The 16,834-nt window shown below is 48.2% G+C and carries 12 protein-coding genes; 5 read left to right on the top strand and 7 right to left on the bottom strand.

Annotation, left to right across the window (positions count from 1 at the left end; translation table 11 throughout):
- Positions 1–82: 82 nt before the first annotated feature.
- A complete protein-coding gene (locus B2Q61_RS00230) occupies positions 83–1,453 on the bottom strand; it encodes a ribonuclease J (protein ID WP_290621222.1) in 1,371 nt (456 codons plus the stop codon).
- 352 nt (positions 1,454–1,805) lie between these two features.
- On the opposite strand from B2Q61_RS00230, the gene B2Q61_RS00225 reads away from it, so the two are divergent.
- From B2Q61_RS00225 to B2Q61_RS00215, 3 genes are all read left to right on the top strand, one after another.
- Positions 1,806–4,232 carry a TonB-dependent receptor domain-containing protein gene (locus tag B2Q61_RS00225; RefSeq protein WP_290621221.1) on the top strand — a complete coding sequence of 809 codons (2,427 nt, stop codon included), beginning with the start codon at positions 1,806–1,808 and terminating at the stop codon, positions 4,230–4,232.
- Positions 4,233–4,393: 161 nt separating this feature from the next.
- A complete protein-coding gene (locus B2Q61_RS00220; protein ID WP_290621220.1) occupies positions 4,394–5,419 on the top strand; it encodes a LacI family DNA-binding transcriptional regulator in 1,026 nt (341 codons plus the stop codon).
- Positions 5,420–5,631: 212 nt separating this feature from the next.
- Positions 5,632–6,858, top strand: a complete 1,227-nt coding sequence (locus B2Q61_RS00215) for an MFS transporter (RefSeq protein ID WP_290614916.1) — start codon at positions 5,632–5,634, stop codon at positions 6,856–6,858.
- 140 nt (positions 6,859–6,998) lie between these two features.
- Here the strand turns inward: B2Q61_RS00215 and B2Q61_RS00210 are convergent, their stop codons facing one another.
- Positions 6,999–8,939, bottom strand: coding sequence for an amylosucrase (locus B2Q61_RS00210; protein ID WP_290621219.1), 1,941 nt, complete (start codon positions 8,937–8,939; stop codon positions 6,999–7,001).
- A gap of 230 nt (positions 8,940–9,169) precedes the next feature.
- Here B2Q61_RS00210 and B2Q61_RS00205 point away from each other — a divergent pair, with 230 nt between their 5' ends.
- Positions 9,170–10,117, top strand: coding sequence for a carbohydrate kinase family protein (locus B2Q61_RS00205; RefSeq protein WP_290621218.1), 948 nt, complete (start codon positions 9,170–9,172; stop codon positions 10,115–10,117).
- 76 nt (positions 10,118–10,193) lie between these two features.
- Here B2Q61_RS00205 and B2Q61_RS00200 read toward each other — a convergent pair whose 3' ends face one another.
- Positions 10,194–10,622, bottom strand: coding sequence for a potassium channel family protein (locus tag B2Q61_RS00200; RefSeq protein WP_290621217.1), 429 nt, complete (start codon positions 10,620–10,622; stop codon positions 10,194–10,196).
- Between the two features lie 268 nt (positions 10,623–10,890).
- Between B2Q61_RS00200 and katG the strand changes: the two genes are divergently transcribed.
- Positions 10,891–13,155 carry a catalase/peroxidase HPI gene (gene katG, locus B2Q61_RS00195; RefSeq protein ID WP_290621216.1) on the top strand — a complete coding sequence of 755 codons (2,265 nt, stop codon included), beginning with the start codon at positions 10,891–10,893 and terminating at the stop codon, positions 13,153–13,155.
- Positions 13,156–13,207: 52 nt separating this feature from the next.
- Here katG and B2Q61_RS00190 read toward each other — a convergent pair whose 3' ends face one another.
- Genes B2Q61_RS00190 through B2Q61_RS00175 form a run of 4 tightly spaced genes read right to left on the bottom strand, consistent with a single transcriptional unit; the run spans position 13,208 to position 16,772 of the window.
- Positions 13,208–13,840 carry an ABC-type transport auxiliary lipoprotein family protein gene (locus B2Q61_RS00190; RefSeq protein ID WP_290621215.1) on the bottom strand — a complete coding sequence of 211 codons (633 nt, stop codon included), beginning with the start codon at positions 13,838–13,840 and terminating at the stop codon, positions 13,208–13,210.
- Positions 13,837–14,802 (bottom strand): MlaD family protein, encoded by a 966-nt coding sequence (locus tag B2Q61_RS00185; protein WP_290621214.1) that lies wholly within the window; start codon positions 14,800–14,802, stop codon positions 13,837–13,839. Before B2Q61_RS00185 ends, B2Q61_RS00190 begins: the two co-directional genes overlap by 4 nt.
- A gap of 9 nt (positions 14,803–14,811) precedes the next feature.
- Positions 14,812–15,648: an ABC transporter ATP-binding protein gene (locus B2Q61_RS00180; RefSeq protein WP_290621213.1), complete on the bottom strand. Its 837-nt coding sequence runs from the start codon at positions 15,646–15,648 to the stop codon at positions 14,812–14,814.
- Positions 15,642–16,772 carry an MlaE family ABC transporter permease gene (locus B2Q61_RS00175; RefSeq protein WP_290621212.1) on the bottom strand — a complete coding sequence of 377 codons (1,131 nt, stop codon included), beginning with the start codon at positions 16,770–16,772 and terminating at the stop codon, positions 15,642–15,644. Before B2Q61_RS00175 ends, B2Q61_RS00180 begins: the two co-directional genes overlap by 7 nt.
- Positions 16,773–16,834 lie beyond the last annotated feature (62 nt).

The following is a 16,834-nucleotide window of genomic DNA, read 5'->3' as shown; positions in this document are numbered from 1 at the left end:
TACAAAACATAAAAGTAACCGAAAATGATTACCAAAAAATTAATTAAGACGCTAGCGTTAAATCTGGCAGCGGCCAGCCAGGCTAATGTTCTACCGCAATCCGCCCAGTCGTCACAGCCCCGCTGCAGATACGCGGCTTTGGGGCCAGCACAAATAAATCACCATTCTGGCCAGTGAATTGTTGTTTTACTCCAGCCGCTTTTGCTACGGTAGCATTAGCCTGTATATGCGCCGCCTCGCCATGCACGGGGATAGCCATAGCAGGTTGTACATAGCGGTACATTAAGTCGAGTTCGCCCTGATTCGGGTGGCCGGATACATGAATAAGCTGCGGACTATCGGCGCTTTGTAACGTGCGTACTTTCAGTAGTTTTAATTGGGTTATCAACCGGCTAACCAGCATTTCATTCCCCGGAATTAAAATCGAGCTAAACAGCACCAGATCATTTTCTTCCAGAATTAAATGCGGATGACGCTGCTGCGCTAAGCGGCTGAGCGCGGCGCGCGGCTCGCCCTGGCTGCCGGTTGCCACTACTAATACTTCACTCGCCGGCAAGTAGCCAATATGCGAGGGCTCAATTAACGGAATATCATCCGGCCAGTAACCACAGGCCCGCGCCGCGCCTACCATATTTTCCATAGCACGGCCAAACAAGGCTAAATAGCGTCCGGTGCGCCTGGCAACGTGGCCAAGGCTGATTAAACGGCCAATATTACTGCTAAAGCCACTGACCACCACCCGCTGTTTTTCATGCCGTATTACTTCAAACAAGCCCTCAAAACAGGCAGTTTCAGATCCCGAAAAACCCGGCCTTAACGCATTGGTCGAATCACACACCATCGCGGTAATATCCTGCAGGGCTAATCGCTTAAATACTTGCGGTTTAAAAGGCTTGCCCGTCATGGGGGCATGATCAATTTTCCAGTCAGCCGTATGAAACACCTTGCCGGCCGCCGTGGTGATCAACAGCGCCTGCGGCTCAGGTACAGAGTGGGTAATACTCAGCCAGTTAATTAAAAAAGGGCCAATATTGCTGGTGCCGCCAAGTGGGATCTCAATAATTGGCATGTTCTGCGATAAACCACTGCGGGCAATTTTACGGCGCAGGATCTCTGCAGTAAAAGGCGTGCAATATACCGGGCAGCCAAAGCGCGGCCATAAAAAAGGTAACGCACCAATATGGTCTTCGTGGGCATGGGTAATAACAATGCCAGAGAGCAACTCACGGCGCTGCGTGATAAATGCCGGATCGGCCGCCTGCACTTCAGCGGTAATCGGGCTGGTTGTCGGCTGCAGCGGGTTATAAAACGTCACGCCGCAATCTACCATCAACCAGCGGCTGTCATGACCGTACAGGTTCAGGTTCATGCCTATTTCGCCACAGCCTCCCAGTGGCAGAAACCATAAGTCACTAGGGCCGGGCAGTAAGTCTGCAGGTAAACGGACAGTCAAAACAACATCCTTCATCTGAAAAAGATAAGCATTGTACGCAGTAAATGGTTAGACAGCACAGCCAACTCAACCCAACAGTGGCAAACAACACAAAAAAACTGATTAGTTATTAACCAAGCTTGACGTAATTAATATTTAGAGGTAAAACGTTTAAGACGGTCAAGGCGATTAAAATAACAGCTAACATCCAGGGCGGATTAATAGCTTAAAAAGGCTTTCAGCTTATCAAGCTACAGGATTAAAACAAAAAACAGCATAAGTGAGATGTTGGCCTGGCTGTAATTATACCTATAAACTTAAACGATTAAGTAATATATAACGATACCAATTTGAATTGACGAGGGTAAAACAGATGAAAACAAAAAATTTAAATCGTTCATGCCTGGCGCTTGCTGTAAGCCTGGCAATAGGCTCTGCTACTGTAATCGCACAGGAAACAACTACTGAAAATGACGTTACAGCGACAGAATCCAGCACAACGTCAGGCCTTGGTTTTGAACGTATTGTCGTTACCGGGGCTGTCTCACGTAATCAGTCAGTTATGCAATCAAGTGTCTCAGTCAGCAGCCTGACATTTGAAGATATCGATGTAACGAGCCCACGCTCTACAGCAGAAATTTTTCGAATGCTGCCCGGAGTAAGAAGTGAGTCTACCGGTGGTGAAGGTAATGCAAACATTGCTGTACGCGGCTTACCCGTCGCTGCAGGCGGCGCGAAGTTTTTAACGTTGCAGGAAGATGGTCTACCGGTACTGCAGTTTGGCGACATTGCCTTTGGTAATGCAGATATTTTTGTCCGGGCAGATTCAACCATGGCCAGATTAGATGTCATTCGTGGTGGTTCAGCCAGCACTGCCGCAAGCAACTCACCGGGTGGTATTATCAACTTCATCAGCAAAACCGGCGAACACCAGGGCGGCAGCATCGCTGTTACTTCAGGCATAAACTACGACCAGTTCAGAACTGATTTTGAGTTCGGTGGTGACATTAACAATGACATGCGTTTTCATTTTGGTGGTTTTGTTCGTCAGGGTGAAGGTGTTCGTGACCCAGGCTATCAGGGTGAGCGCGGCTATCAAATCAAAGCCAATGTGACAAAAGAATTTAACGCGGGCTACGTAAGAGTTTATGCCAAACATTTAAATGATCGCGCCGCCAGTTATATGCCAATGCCAATGTATGCCGATGGCAGCTCAGTGCCAGGCTACGATGCACAAAAGGACACTTTGCAATCGGTCTATTTAAGCCAAACTGTGCGATTAAACGGTGATAATCAGATCTCCCGCGGTGATGTACGCGACGGTATGAATCCGAAAGTTGACAGTTTTGGTATTGAAGCCCAATTTGATTTAGACGAAAACTGGACCTTAGACAATCGCTTCAGAATTAGTGACATCAGCGGTAATTTTATTACGCTGTTTCCTGCTGAAGTTGGCAACGCACAGGATATTGCCAACAGTATTACTGGCGATAACGCGACGCTCACTTATGCTGTTGGCCCTCAGGCTGGCCAGGAATACACTGCAGCGGATGCCATGCGGATCCATACCTTTGATGTTGAAATCAATGACTTTGGCTCTATAGTAAATGATTTGAAATTGGCGAGAAGTTTTGGCGACGTAGATGTCACTTTTGGCTACTACATGGCAGATCAGACTATCAGTATGTCATGGCTATGGAACTCTTACCTGATGGCCTTAAAAGGAGATAACGCAGAACTGTTAAACGTTAACGCAGCAGATGGTACAGCATTTTCAGAACAAGGGCAGCTGGCATATGGCGTTCCGTTCTGGGGAAACTGTTGCCAACGTAACTACGACACCCAATACAGTACGAAAGCCCCTTATATTAACGTGGGCTGGGCCTTTGGTGACTGGTCACTTGATGCCAGTGTAAGGCGGGATAATGGCAAAGCAACGGGCACCTATGCCGGAGCTTCACAAAGCAGCCGGGATATGAACAGTGATGGCGTTATCAGTCAAATTGAGCAAAGTGTATCTGGTATTGATTTAGCAAACCCGCAACTGGTCAATTACAGTTGGGGCTATAATTCGTACTCTGCTGGCGCTAATTACCAGTTCAATCGCGACTGGGCAATGTTTGGCCGGATCAGTAAAGGCGCCCGTGCTAATGCCGACCGCCTGCTATTTGGTAAAGTGAATGCTGATGGCACAGTAGCTCGAGAAGATGCCATTGACGAAGTAAAACAATATGAAATTGGTAGCAAAAGCCGCCATGGCAATCTTAATTTATTTGCTACCTTGTTTTTCGCTGAAACTGATGAGCAAAACTTTGAAGCAACGACACAACTCTTTTTTGACCGGGTTTACAAGGCTAAAGGTATAGAACTGGAAAGTAGCTACCGGATAGGTGACTTTGACTTTCGTGGTTCAGTAACGTTTACTGATGCGGAGATCAGCAGTGACGCATTAAATCCTGATGTTGTAGGCAACACGCCTCGCCGCCAGGCAGATATGATCTACAATTTACTGGCACGTTATACCATGGATAATGCGCAGATAGGCGTTAGTCTGGTGGGCACAACTGATTCCTATGCTCAGGATAATAATGATCTGAAATTCAGTGGCTATACTCAAATTAATGCTTTTGCAAATTATGAACTTGCCGAAAACCTGACGCTCTCGCTGAACGTCAATAACCTGTTTGATACCATTGGAATTACTGAAGCTGAACAAGGTAGCGTTCCGGACAATGAGATTATTACCGCGCGGACTATTAATGGTCGTACCGCTTCTTTAGGGTTGCGTTATCAGTTTTAACAAAGATTGCTAACAAATATAAAGCGGTTGCACAGGCAGCCGCTTTTGTTTTTGTGGGCATTTAACTCATTTTCGCACAATAAAACTTAACGTTTAAGAACATCTGTAATACAGTGCTGCCGGAACTACTTTACACCTTTCGCATAAGGATCAGCTACTAAATGGCCAATGTTACGCTTAAATCATTAGCAAAACACCTTGGCGTGTCGATTGCTACCGTTTCCAATGCTTTTAACCGCCCTGACCAACTATCAGCTGATTTAAGGCGTCATATATTAAAAGAGAGTGAGAAACTCGGCTTTACAGGCCCGAATGCTACGGCGCGAAGTCTTCGGACGGGTCGTTCAGATATGATAGCAATTTTATTGTCAGACACCCTTGAGTATTCCGTCAGTGATCCTGTAGCAAATCAGCTGATTAAAGGTATTGCTGAGGTGTTGCAGCAACAAGGCAAAGATATGCTGTTATTGTCGGGTAGCAAAGCGGTGCACAGCACAGCTGAAGCGCTTCCTGACGGTTTCATTATTTATGGCAGTCCTAAAAACCACGAACAGCTGGAGCGGGTCATACAAAGTGGCAAGCCGGTGATTAGTGTCGATTGCAACCTGGCTGGTATTGGCTCAGTTAATATTGACAACTACCGCTATGCTTACGATATTGCCCACTACGCCCTGCAGCAGCAACCTGGCAAAGTGGCAGTATTGGGCTTGCGTTTAGTTGATTCTAACCGGGTATGTCGCATGCAAAGCCACGAGCTCTACGATCAAAATGAAGCCATCTCCCGTCGTCGACTTGATGGCTATCTGGCGGCGGTGACTGATTTAAAACGTGAAATTAGTGCTGATCAAATCTGGCATATTCCGGTTAATAACCATCACTATGCAGAAATTGCTGCCCGTGAAGCGCTGACACAACACCCGAGACCAACTTTGTTGTTGTGCATGAGCGATCGGATTGCACTTGGTGCAATGAGTGTAGCAAGGCAACTTGGCTTAAAAATTCCGGAAGATGTTAAGTTGGTTGGTTTCGATGGTATTGAAGAAGCCGAGCGAGCCTATCCTACCCTGACAACTATCGCTCAGCATAGCGATGAAAAAGGCCGCACAGCAGCCAGCATGCTACTGGCCGGTGATGTGCAGCAGGACATATTGCTGGAGTGTGAATTAAGGCTGCGTGCCAGCTGCTAACACCTTAAACTGATTAATCCGCAACTTTTGTGTTCATTTTTCGAACTCCGGCTTGATACTTAAACGTTTAAGGTGTAATTTCAAGTATGGCTTTAGCGAGCCTGGAAAACCAATAAATCAAAAGCCACCATACAGTGGTAGCCAGAAAACAATAACAGTACTGGCATTATAAAACTGACAGGCAAAAAGCCTGCATAAGACAGGGTAATAACATGCAACACAAACCAGTAATTACCACGGCTGTGGTGACCGAGCATACCTATACCCAGGTAAAGTGGATGACTTGCCTGATGTTCTTTGTTTTCGCTATGACCACCGATGCCGTAGGGGTGATTATACCGGAAGTGGTCAAACAATTTGATCTGAGCCTGACCCAGGCCGCAGCGTTTCACTACGTGCCAATGATCTTTATTGGATTATCTGGCCTATTTCTGGGGCAACTGGCAGATCAACTTGGGCGTAAAAAGATCATTTTATTTGGCCTGTTTATTTACACACTGGCCTGCTTCGCTTTTGCACTTAACCAAAGTTTTTACTTTTATATGCTGCTGCTCGGCTTATGCGGCCTAAGCATCGGTTTATTTAAAACCGGTGCCCTTGCTTTAATTGGTGATATCAGCCCCAACCCCCTTAGCCACACCCGTTTAATGAACCGGGTCGAAGGTTTTTTTGGACTGGGTGCTATTGTTGGCCCGGCACTGGTCGCCGTCCTGCTGATGCTGGATATGGCATGGGAGCAACTGTATCTGGTTGCAGGTTTGATTTGCGCGATTTTACTGATTATCGCCTGGCGCATGGACTACCCTGCTTATGTCACCCAGCCAAAAACGTCTATCTGGCACTGTCTGAAACTGGTTAAAAACCCTTATGCGCTTGGCTTTTCGCTGGCAATAGCCTGCTATGTAGCCACTGAAGTGGCGGTGTTTGTCTGGCTACCCACCCTGCTACAACAATACGAAGGTCAATACACTTTACTGGCAGCCCATGCCATCACAGTATTTTTTATCTTACGCACCACGGGTCGGTTTTTAGCCGAATGGTTATTAACCCGCTTTAGCTGGACCATTTTGCTAGCCTGGTTCAGTACTGCCATTGCGTTTTGTTTTGTTTTAAGTATGAGCCAGGGTGTTGCCTGGGCATTGTGGCTGATGCCACTCTCGGGCTTATTTATGTCAATGATGTACCCAACTCTTAATTCTAAAGGCATTAGTTGTTTTCCCCGCCATCAACACGGAGCGGCGGCAGGTTTAATTTTAGCTTTTACCGCATTGGCCGCAGCTGTTGGGCCATTAATGATGGGCATTGTTGGTGATATTTTTGGCGATGTCCGCTACGGGTTTTACCTGGCAACGGGCTTTGCCGTTATTATGAGCATCGGCTTGTGGTGGAATCACCTGAAAAACCCTGCGGAGCAACAACTGCAGAGAATGTCACACTAATTTGTTTTATAAAGCGGTTTCTTTCTTTTTCTGCCCCGTCCAACGGGGCTTCGTTTTGCTTTTGCTAACGTTATTTTCTTAACAACAAAAAAGCCGGCCGGTAGTTTTACTACAGGCCGGCGTTAACTGCTGATGTAAATTTAACTAATTGCGCTTAACCACAGTACCTGGTAAGGCTTTAACATCATACTTTGACTGTCAAACCGCTGCCCGGTTAATTCGTCACGCCATTTGCCTGCTGTTAATCCGGTATACAGCTGGTCTGATTCACTAAAATTTACCACACAACGTAAAGCTTGCATGTCAGCTTGTCGCTGATAGACAAACACATGTGGATTGCCACTTGCTAAGATTTCTGTGCTGCCCGGCCCTAACACGGCTAACCCGGCCCTCACGTTAACCAGATGCTGTAACTGCTGATAAATACGTCCGGATAAACTTGCAGGGTCTTTTGCTGTTAACAGCTGCTGTTCCGACACTTTAACCCGGTTTACCCAGCGGCTGTCATCCTGTTTCGCGGGATCTTGCTGATAGCTGTAGTCATTTAACAAGCCTAACTCATCACCCATATAGAGTAACGGTAAGCCGCCAATACTTAAAATAACACTGTTTAAAATAAAAATTCTAGCCAGCGCTTGCTCAAGCTGACACTGTTTTTGTGTTTCATCCACATTTTGTAGTGCCTGCTCGACCCCGGTAAGCGACGCCAGCATGCCAGCGACACGACAATCCCCGGTAACAGGGTTTTGCTGAAATGGCACGCCAGTGGCAAAACTTCCGCTAAATTGACCGGTGTAAAACTGGTTTAAAAACTGGCGGTGATGCTCAGGATTAATACCCAGTTGCCAGGCCACATTGTCATCAAAGGTCCAGCCAATATCATCATGGCAACGAATATAATTTACCCAGCTGCAATGCGGGTCTATCGCAAAACGTCGCTGTAGTGATTCGGTTAATAGACGGGTTTTGCGGGTTGCCAGGCTATTCCACAACAGCGCCATCAACAATGGGTTATATGATAGCTGGCATTCTTCGGGCGAAATGTATTTTACTACCTCATCCGGATGCACTATTGCTTCAGATTTAAATTGTAATGCCGGTGCAGCAATGCGGGCAACCGCATTAAATGCCTGAATTAACGTGTGAGCTTTTGGCAGGTTTTCACAACTTGTGCCAGCTTCTTTCCAGACAAACGCCAGAGCGTCTAACCTTAGTACCGCCGCGCCCTGATTGGCAAGAAATAACATTTCTTCGGCCATGGCATTGAATACTGCCGGATTGGCGTAATTTAAATCCCACTGAAAGCTGTTAAAAGTTGTCCAGACCCAGCGTTTAGCAAGGGGTTCAAATGTGAAACAGCCGCGGCGTATCTCAGGGAAAATTTCACGCAACCATGGTGAATACTGCTCGCGCTGCTGCTCGGTAAAAAAGAAATAAAACTGCTGGTAATCCGTATCACCTGCTTTGGCTTTTTGTGCCCAACGATGTTCATCAGAAGTATGGTTAAACACGAAATCAAGCACCGGCCGGATACCATTCTGATGCAGCTGTTGCATTAACTTAGCCAGCTCTGGCATGCTGCCAAGCGCAGGCATCGTTTTACGGTAATCAGACACAGCGTAACCACCATCGCTATTAGGCTCAGGTGCTTTAAATAAAGGCATCAGGTGCAGATAGTTAATGCCGGTTTGCTTTAAATAAGGAATACGAGCTGCCAGACCAGCAAAATTATCGGCAAATAAATCGACATAACAGGCAGAGCCCAAAGCATGCTGCTGTTTATGCCAATCTTGTGGTTCTTCATCCTCAAGATGCAGATAATCAGGCCGTTGCGCAACAGACTTAGCCAATAACTTTAATAGCTGTTCAAGATAATAATAACTGTCAAAACGCTCGCCATAGAGGGGCAGATATAACTGCAATAACGCAGGTAAATGCTGTTTCAGGCGAGCCTGAAACAGCGGCCAGCGATCTTTCGCTATCGCTCTGAGCGACGAACTGTATCGTTTAAGTACTTTGGCAGAAAAATCGGCCAGCTCAGCTGAGTCAAGTTGTAATTCTGATATGCTTTTCTGAACCATTTGTCTCATCCTCACGCAATAACTAACCGCTATAGTTGCTTTATTTAAGCCTAAATGCAACATCTCAAAAAAAATATAGCTGTTTTTTTGCGCTTAACATTTACTAATTACAAACTATGACGTAGTGTTATCTTAATCATTTCAGAAAGCATCAACAAACTCTGATTTCTGATGTCCCTTTAACAAAGGTTCCCAGATAATTGATAAGAGTAAAGGTTAGAGGGGCAGGCATGTCATTACCCGTATATTGTTTTGGCGAAGTGTTGATCGACTTCTTACAAGACCCGCAACAACCAGGTTTATTTCGTCGTTTTGCTGGCGGCGCGCCAGCGAATGTTGCGGTTGCCGTTGCCAAGCTGGGCGGTGAAGGACGTTTTGTAGGTATGCTTGGTGCTGATATGTTTGGTGAGTTTTTGCTTTCAGAGCTTAGCCATTACGGCGTAAATTGCCATGCCTGTGCAACTACCAGCGACGCAAAAACAGCGCTGGCCTTTGTTGCATTAAACGAGCAAGGAGATAGAAGTTTCTCATTTTATCGGCCACCGGCTGCAGACTTACTTTATACCATGGCGCATCTACCAGAAGGTTTTTGGCAAACCCCGGCAATTCTTCATTTATGCTCAAACAGTTTGACAGATAGCGCAATTGCGGACACTAGTTTTGCAATGGTTGAGCAAGCGCATAAGCATGGCTGGTTGGTGTCGGTCGATGCCAACTTACGCCATAATCTGTGGGCAAGTAGCCAGGCAGATATTAGTTTGGTAATGAAGTTACTGGAACAGGCCGATATCATTAAGCTTAGTGATGACGAACTGAATTACCTTGCTCAGCAGCAGGAAGCGAAAACCTGGCTTGAACAATTACAGGCTAATCGTAATAGTTGGTTAGTGGTGACTGCTGGTAGCAATGCAGTAAATAGTTATGCAGCACACCAATTCAGTTTACCTGTTGCTGCAGTTAAGGTGGTTGATACCACAGCTGCCGGAGATGCTTTCGTTGGTGCCTGGCTTTATCAGCTTAGTCAGTACTTATCTGAGCACAGCTGGTCTGCACTATTGCAAGACAATATCAAACAACAACTGATACTTAACAAAGCGATTAAAGCAGGTTCGCTGACCTGCCAATACTTCGGCGCTTTTACCGCCTTGCCAACGCGATATAAGTGGGAGTCTGAATAATATTTTATGACTCATACATTCTGCATTGTGAGGAATTATTTATCGGATAGCGGTTAGTAGCATGGCTTACTGCAAATTATTTCCGCTCACTCCAGTTACGCTGCATTTCAAAAAATAAAAATGATGCCGTCCAGGTGATCAACACCAGGCCGGTCAGCGATTCAATGCCGGTTAAATACCGCAGCTCACCCAAAGGCGCAATATCACCAAAGCCGACCGTGCTGAATACGGTAAACGAAAAATAGACACAATCCATCAGGCTGCCATCAAAGTTGCCACTGAGTTCACCCCAGCCAGCGGCCCGGTGCATCAGATAATACGCCAGCGCAAATACCCATATTTCAATAGCGTGGGCAATCAGCGCCCCGAACACCCCCACCACAATCCGATAGCGGTGTTTGATGTTCAGGCTGGGAATAAGCCGGGTCAGCCGGTACAAAAATTCATAGTGAATAATCACCACGATAGCGACAATCAAGCTGTTTAACAGCCATATAGAAATCATGTTGCTCCCAGGCTCGAAAAATAAAAAAATTATAACAGACAACATACACCAGCACGGTCTGACAACACACCTTAAATCGCTTTTATAGTTTAGGGCAATCACTTTATTTCACATTAAACTATTAGGAACTTACTATACTCTGTTTAACGTTGTGCAGCGTTTATTGTTGTGCAGCGCTCACCAATTTATCACGTTAGTTCCGGTGATTAACCGCTAACAACGCGCGACTGTTTATAACAACCATAGATAAATTTGAAGGACGCGAGTAATGAGAACACTAGCTTTTACTAAAACAATCCTGGCCGGCACGATGAGCATGCTATTGGCATCGGGCGCAACTTTTGCTAATGAGCCACAAAAACCTGAAATGGCAAAACCGAAAGGTGCTGTAGCCACTGGCGCAGTCAAAGGGGTTGCAGTACGAAACAACCAGTTCTGGTGGCCGGATCAACTTGATTTATCGGCACTGCGTGACCACGATACACGTTCAAACCCCTACGGCAGCAACTTTAATTACGCTGACGCCTTTAGCAAGCTTGACTTGGCTAAGGTTAAACAAGACATCAATGCCCTGCTAACCGAATCACAAGACTGGTGGCCAGCCGACTTTGGTAATTACGGTCCGTTCTTTATCCGGATGACCTGGCACAGTGCCGGTACCTACCGCACCCTGGATGGCCGTGGTGGTGCCGGTGGCGGCCAGCAACGGTTTGAGCCTCTTAACAGCTGGCCGGATAACGGTAACTTAGACAAGGCACGACGATTGTTATGGCCGGTAAAACAGACATATGGCGAAGCGCTGTCCTGGTCAGATTTAATGGTACTGGCAGGTAATGTTGCCCTGGAAAACATGGGTTTTAAAACGTACGGTTTTGCCGGTGGCCGGGCTGATGACTGGGAACCCGATATGGTGTATTGGGGGCCGGAAGTAGAAATGCTGGCCAGTGATCGGGAAGATGCCGATGGCAAGTTGCAACGGCCACTTGGCGCCACCCATATGGGGCTTATTTATGTCAACCCCGAGGGGCCCAAAGGGGTGCCGGATCCAATGGGTTCTGCCAAAAATATCCGGGTTGCCTTTGAACGGATGGCCATGAATGATGAAGAAACCCTGGCGCTTATCGCCGGCGGCCATACGTTTGGCAAAATGCATGGCGCGCATAAACCCGCCGATTGCCTGGGTGCCGAACCCGCTGCAGCGGGTACTGAAGAACAGGGGCTTGGCTGGAAAAATAAGTGTGGTAAAGGCCATTCAGAAGATACCGTAACCAGCGGTCTGGAAGGCGCCTGGACTCAGGCCCCTACCCGTTGGACCTCGCTGTATCTGAGCAATTTACTTAATTTTGAGTGGAAACAAACCCGCAGCCCGGCTGGCGCCATTCAGTGGGTTCCTACGGATGAATCGTTGCACAAAGCGGTGCCTGATGCCCATGTCAAAGGTAAATTTAACCCGCCGGTGATGACCACGGCTGACTTGGCACTTAAATTTGACCCGGAATACCGCAAAATTGCCGAGCGCTTTCTGGCCGATCCAGAGGAATACCGGCTGGCTTTTGCCAAAGCCTGGTATAAATTAACTCACCGCGATATGGGACCGCCCCGTAATTTCTTAGGTAGTGAAGTACCCGCAGAGGTTCTGGTGTGGCAGGATCCAATTGATGAAACAACCCAGTCCACTATTAATGAGCGGGACGTTAAAACCCTTAAAGCCAAAATTCTGGCCACTGGTTTAACGGTACCTGAACTGGTGCGCGTGGCCTGGGCATCCGCTGCCAGTTACCGTGACACCGATATGCGTGGTGGCGCCAACGGGGCCCGGATTGCTTTAGCGCCGCAGAAAGACTGGGCGGTAAATAACCCGGCAGAAACGGCCAAAGTAGTCAGCGCCTTAAAAGACATTCAGACCGGCTTTAACAGCAACAGGAAAAAAGTATCGCTGGCCGATCTCATTGTGCTGGGTGGTGCCGCTGCCGTTGAAAAAGCGGCAAAAGACGCCGGTTACACCCTTACTGTGCCGTTTAAACCAGGCCGCGGTGATGCCACGCAGCAAATGACTGATGTTAATGCCTTTAGCTTACTTGAGCTGACTGCAGATGGCTTCAGAAACTACTTTGATGCCGATGCCAGCTACAAGTCACCAACAGAAATGCTGATTGATAAAGCAGACCAGCTTGACTTAAGCGTACCTGAAATGACTGTGTTGATTGGTGGTTTACGAGCGCTGGATGCCAATTATCAGGGCGCAAAACATGGCGTGTTAACCAGCCGGCCCGGTACCTTAAACAACGAGTTTTTCGTTAATCTGCTCGATATGTCTACTGTCTGGCAAAAGGCTGACACCGACGGCGTTTATCAGGGCTTAGACCGTAAAACCGGCCAGCAAAAGTGGACAGCCACCTCGGTTGATCTGATATTTGGTTCCAACTCGGAACTGCGGGCTGTCGCCGAAGTGTATGCCTTTGATACGTCAAAACAGAAGTTTGTGGATGACTTTGTTAAGGCCTGGACTAAGGTAATGAACCTGGATCGCTAAATCACGACGACGTTAAAAAGGGCCTGCGGGCCCTTTTTTATTATCCTGCGCGCTAGGTGTTGGCGCTGCTGGCGGCAATATCATATTCAGCCAGCCAACTGGCAATATCTTCAATAACCTGACGCAAGCTTATTTCAAAACCGCTGATAATTTCTGCTGCACCGGTACCTGCAATGTCCTGTTGCTGCTTGAATATATGCCGGGTTAGCAGTCGGGCCGAACGGCTATGATACAACCTGGCTTCGACACTAATACTGGCTTGCAGCAGGTTATCAGCGTTTTCAACCAGCTCGAACTGGCGTATATCCAGCTGAAGAGTGCGAGCCATCCCGGAAGCACCATTACTGACTTGTGCTACAGTATGGCTGTCACGTAGATACCGCACCAGCAGGGTTCTGAATAAATCAGGGGCTGTCGCAATCCAACGCATCTGTGGCAATACCTGAAGCTGACCATCGGCCGTGCGAACCATTACCCGGTTTGAATCACGCGCCGGGTCTGACTGTGGCCGGTTTATATTTAATGTCCAGGCAACGGATTTCCCGGCACGGGCTGGTGTTGGCAGGGTTGGATCCAGCAATTTAACCGGCTCACTTTCAGGTATAACTGAGCAGGCTACCAGGGTAGCAAGCAACGCCAGAGCCATTAGCCGTGTTGACAGCATTATTAAATTTTGACTAGTCATTGCGAACGATACTCCTCTGGTTGCTCAGCGCCCTGCAGTAATTGAGCGGGATTATTTTCAAGCTGTTGCACCAGCCGGGTAAGCTCACTGATCAGGGTGCGGAGATCTTCAAGCCCACCAGACAGCTGATTCATCCCTACGCCACTAAACTGACTTAGCTGCTGCTGACCGCCCGCAACAATAGAATCAAGCCGGCCAGACAGTGACTCAAGGTTAGCCAGGGTACCAGCCAGATGGCTTTTCAGTTGCGGCAGATCACTAACCAGCCCCTGATCAATGCCAACAATAAGTTGCTCAAAGTTTTCGCTGGTAGTATTCAGCCTTTCTAGCAATAGCGGCAAGTCTTCACTGGCCCGGGCGCTGTTGCTCAGTAGCTGGTTAAGGGCGCTATCCGGCGCGGCCAACCCATTACTGAATTGCTCCAGTGAAATAAGCGTCGAGTTCAGTCGTTCTATATTGGCATCCGAGAACACCGCATCAAGCTGGTTAAGTACCTTATTGGCGGTAACCACAATGCCCTCAGACGATTCAAGTAAGCGGCTAAGAGGCGATGATACAGCTGTAATTCGCGCCGGGTTCTTGTTATTTGCACTGAGCAATACACTGTCAGGGCTACCGCCTTTTAACTGCACTGCTGCCGTGCCGGTTAACCCCGTCAGGCGAATAGTCGCCACGGTGTCCTGGTAGACCGGCACCCTGGCTTCAATTTCTACTGTTGCCAGCACCTGGCGTACATCGCTGGGGTTAAGTTGTAGCTCAGACACCCGCCCTATCTTCACCCCGTTGTAAAGCACCGGGCTACCCTCAGTCAAGCCGATAACAGATTGTTCAAACAATATCTGGTATTTATTAAAGGCGCTGCTGGCAGCGTAATTAGCGGTAAACAGGCCGAATAACAGCACAGCAATGGCGCAGATAACAGTAAAAGCCCCGATAATGACGTAGTTGGCTTTGGTTTCCATATAAGCTCCTCAGGCTGACGCAGCGCGTTGCTGCTTACGGCTGTTACGTGCACGTGGCCCGTGGAAATATTGGCGGATCCACGAATGATCAAACTGTTCAATTTGGGCCAGTGGCGCTGTTGCGATGACCTTCTGATCGGCAAGTACCGCCACCCGATCACTGATAGCATACAAGGTGTCGAGATCGTGGGTAATAATAAATACTGTAAATTCAAGTGCCTGTTGTAATGTTCGCAGTAAGTTATCGAACGCTGCTGCACCAATCGGATCAAGCCCGCTGGTCGGTTCATCCAGAAAAAGTAATTCAGGCTCCAGCACCAGAGCCCGTGCCAGCGCTACCCGCTTACGCATACCACCAGAGAGCTCAGACGGCATTTTCAGGCCGGTCGACTCGGCTAAACCCGACAGCCGGATCTTTGAATATGCCAGCTGACGGCGCAACAAAGCCGGCAGCTGCGGCCGGTGAGTTCTAAGTGGCAATTCAACATTTTCCAGCACCGTCAACGAGGAAAACAGGGCACCGCCCTGAAACAACACACCGGCCCGGCGCGCCATTATGTGTTGGGCGTCGCTGGCATCGTCCAGTTTTTGGCCAAATACCTCTATGCTGCCCCCGCTGGGGCGCAATAAACCAAGAATAGAGCGCATCAACACCGACTTACCGCTGCCCGAGCCACCGACAATTGCCAGGATCTCGCCGCGTCTGACGTTCAAATCAAGGTCATGATGCACCACAGTACTGCCAAATTGGTTATGCAGCCCTGATACCCGGATAACGGGTGGCTTCTGCGCTGGGCTTGCAGCGCTATTTGTCTCAGAGTTGGCTGTTTTGGACTCAGTTACCATCCTATCTCCATAAAATAAATCGCAGCCAGCCCGTCAAGCACAATGACCGTGGTCAGACTTTTTACCACAGCACTGGTAGTGTGCTCACCGACAGAACGGGCGGTACCCTTTACCCGCAGGCCTTCCAGACACCCTATCAGGGCAATGACCAGTGCGAAGACAGGTGCTTTAAGCATACCTACCAGATAATGTTTCAGGGTGACGGTTTGGGCCATCCGCTCAAAAAACAGGCTTAAATCAATATCAAGTGCCAGCACCGCCACCATCAGGCCACCGAACAAACCGGCAATAGTGGCGATAAATGCCAGCAATGGCATAACAATTATCAGGGCCAGTAGCCGGGGCACCACCAGTACTTCTGTTTCATCCAGCCCGAGAACTTTAATGGCATCCAACTCTTCCCGGGTTTTCATCATGCCAATCTGGGCACAAAAGGCACTGGCCGTGCGCCCAGCCAGTAAAATGGCAGTCAGCAATACGCCAAATTCGCGTAAAAACGCAAATGTCACCAAATCGATAATGAACAGTTCAGCGCCAAAGTCGCTAAGCACCGTCGCCCCCAGATAAGCAACAACTGCTCCTGTTAAGCTGGCAAGTAAAAACAGCAATGGCACCGCATTTAATCCGGTTTGCTGCATATGATAGACCGTTGAGGTAAGTCGCAGCCTGCCCGGATTTAACATGGTCAGCCCCAGACGATGAACCACCAGGCCGGTAAAGCTCAGCATTTCGGTTACACCTCGGATAACCCCGACAGTGCGCCGGCCGATACTGGCTAACAACTGTTGCCAAAGTGGCGGTGCTGCGGGCTCTGATCGCCGTTCCTCGTTGCAGTCAACATTAACGGCTTCAAGCACTTTACACCATTGCTCACTCAGGCCGGTATCGGCTGCATCCTGTCCGGTATGACAAAGTAATTGTTCAAGTAACCAGGCACCAGACGCATCCAGCCGGGAAACCGCGCTGGTATCCAGCGCTGAGGTCTGTTGTTGCAACGTGTTAATTCTGGCACTGAGCGTTTGCACATTTGCCAGGGTCCAGTCGCCACTGGCCAGCACGCGGCCATGCGTATCGGGATCGCGGACAAGATCAGCTTCTGATGAAGAAGGCGTGTTGTTAGTCATCGCGCTAGATTCTGTTCAGGTTAGTGTTGCCGGCTGTGCGGCTTTCAGATTTTATTATTCCA

This window comes from Arsukibacterium sp. UBA5043 (assembly GCA_002415085.1).
GTDB lineage: Bacteria > Pseudomonadota > Gammaproteobacteria > Enterobacterales > Alteromonadaceae > Alishewanella.
Note: the sequence above shows the minus strand (reverse complement) of the source record. Positions and strands in the feature narration are given on the sequence as shown.

Bases quoted from the DNA above. Each gene is read 5' to 3' on its own strand.
- katG (WP_290621216.1), top strand. From the start codon at position 10,891: ATGAGAACACTAGCTTTTACTAAAACAATCCTGGCCGGCACGATGAGC.
- B2Q61_RS00180 (WP_290621213.1), bottom strand. From the start codon at position 15,648: ATGGTAACTGAGTCCAAAACAGCCAACTCTGAGACAAATAGCGCTGCA.
- B2Q61_RS00175 (WP_290621212.1), bottom strand. From the start codon at position 16,772: ATGACTAACAACACGCCTTCTTCATCAGAAGCTGATCTTGTCCGCGAT.
- B2Q61_RS00215 (WP_290614916.1), top strand. From the start codon at position 5,632: ATGCAACACAAACCAGTAATTACCACGGCTGTGGTGACCGAGCATACC.
- B2Q61_RS00190 (WP_290621215.1), bottom strand. From the start codon at position 13,840: ATGACTAGTCAAAATTTAATAATGCTGTCAACACGGCTAATGGCTCTG.
- B2Q61_RS00185 (WP_290621214.1), bottom strand. From the start codon at position 14,802: ATGGAAACCAAAGCCAACTACGTCATTATCGGGGCTTTTACTGTTATC.
- B2Q61_RS00225 (WP_290621221.1), top strand. From the start codon at position 1,806: ATGAAAACAAAAAATTTAAATCGTTCATGCCTGGCGCTTGCTGTAAGC.
- B2Q61_RS00205 (WP_290621218.1), top strand. From the start codon at position 9,170: ATGTCATTACCCGTATATTGTTTTGGCGAAGTGTTGATCGACTTCTTA.
- B2Q61_RS00220 (WP_290621220.1), top strand. From the start codon at position 4,394: ATGGCCAATGTTACGCTTAAATCATTAGCAAAACACCTTGGCGTGTCG.
- B2Q61_RS00200 (WP_290621217.1), bottom strand. From the start codon at position 10,622: ATGATTTCTATATGGCTGTTAAACAGCTTGATTGTCGCTATCGTGGTG.
- B2Q61_RS00210 (WP_290621219.1), bottom strand. From the start codon at position 8,939: ATGGTTCAGAAAAGCATATCAGAATTACAACTTGACTCAGCTGAGCTG.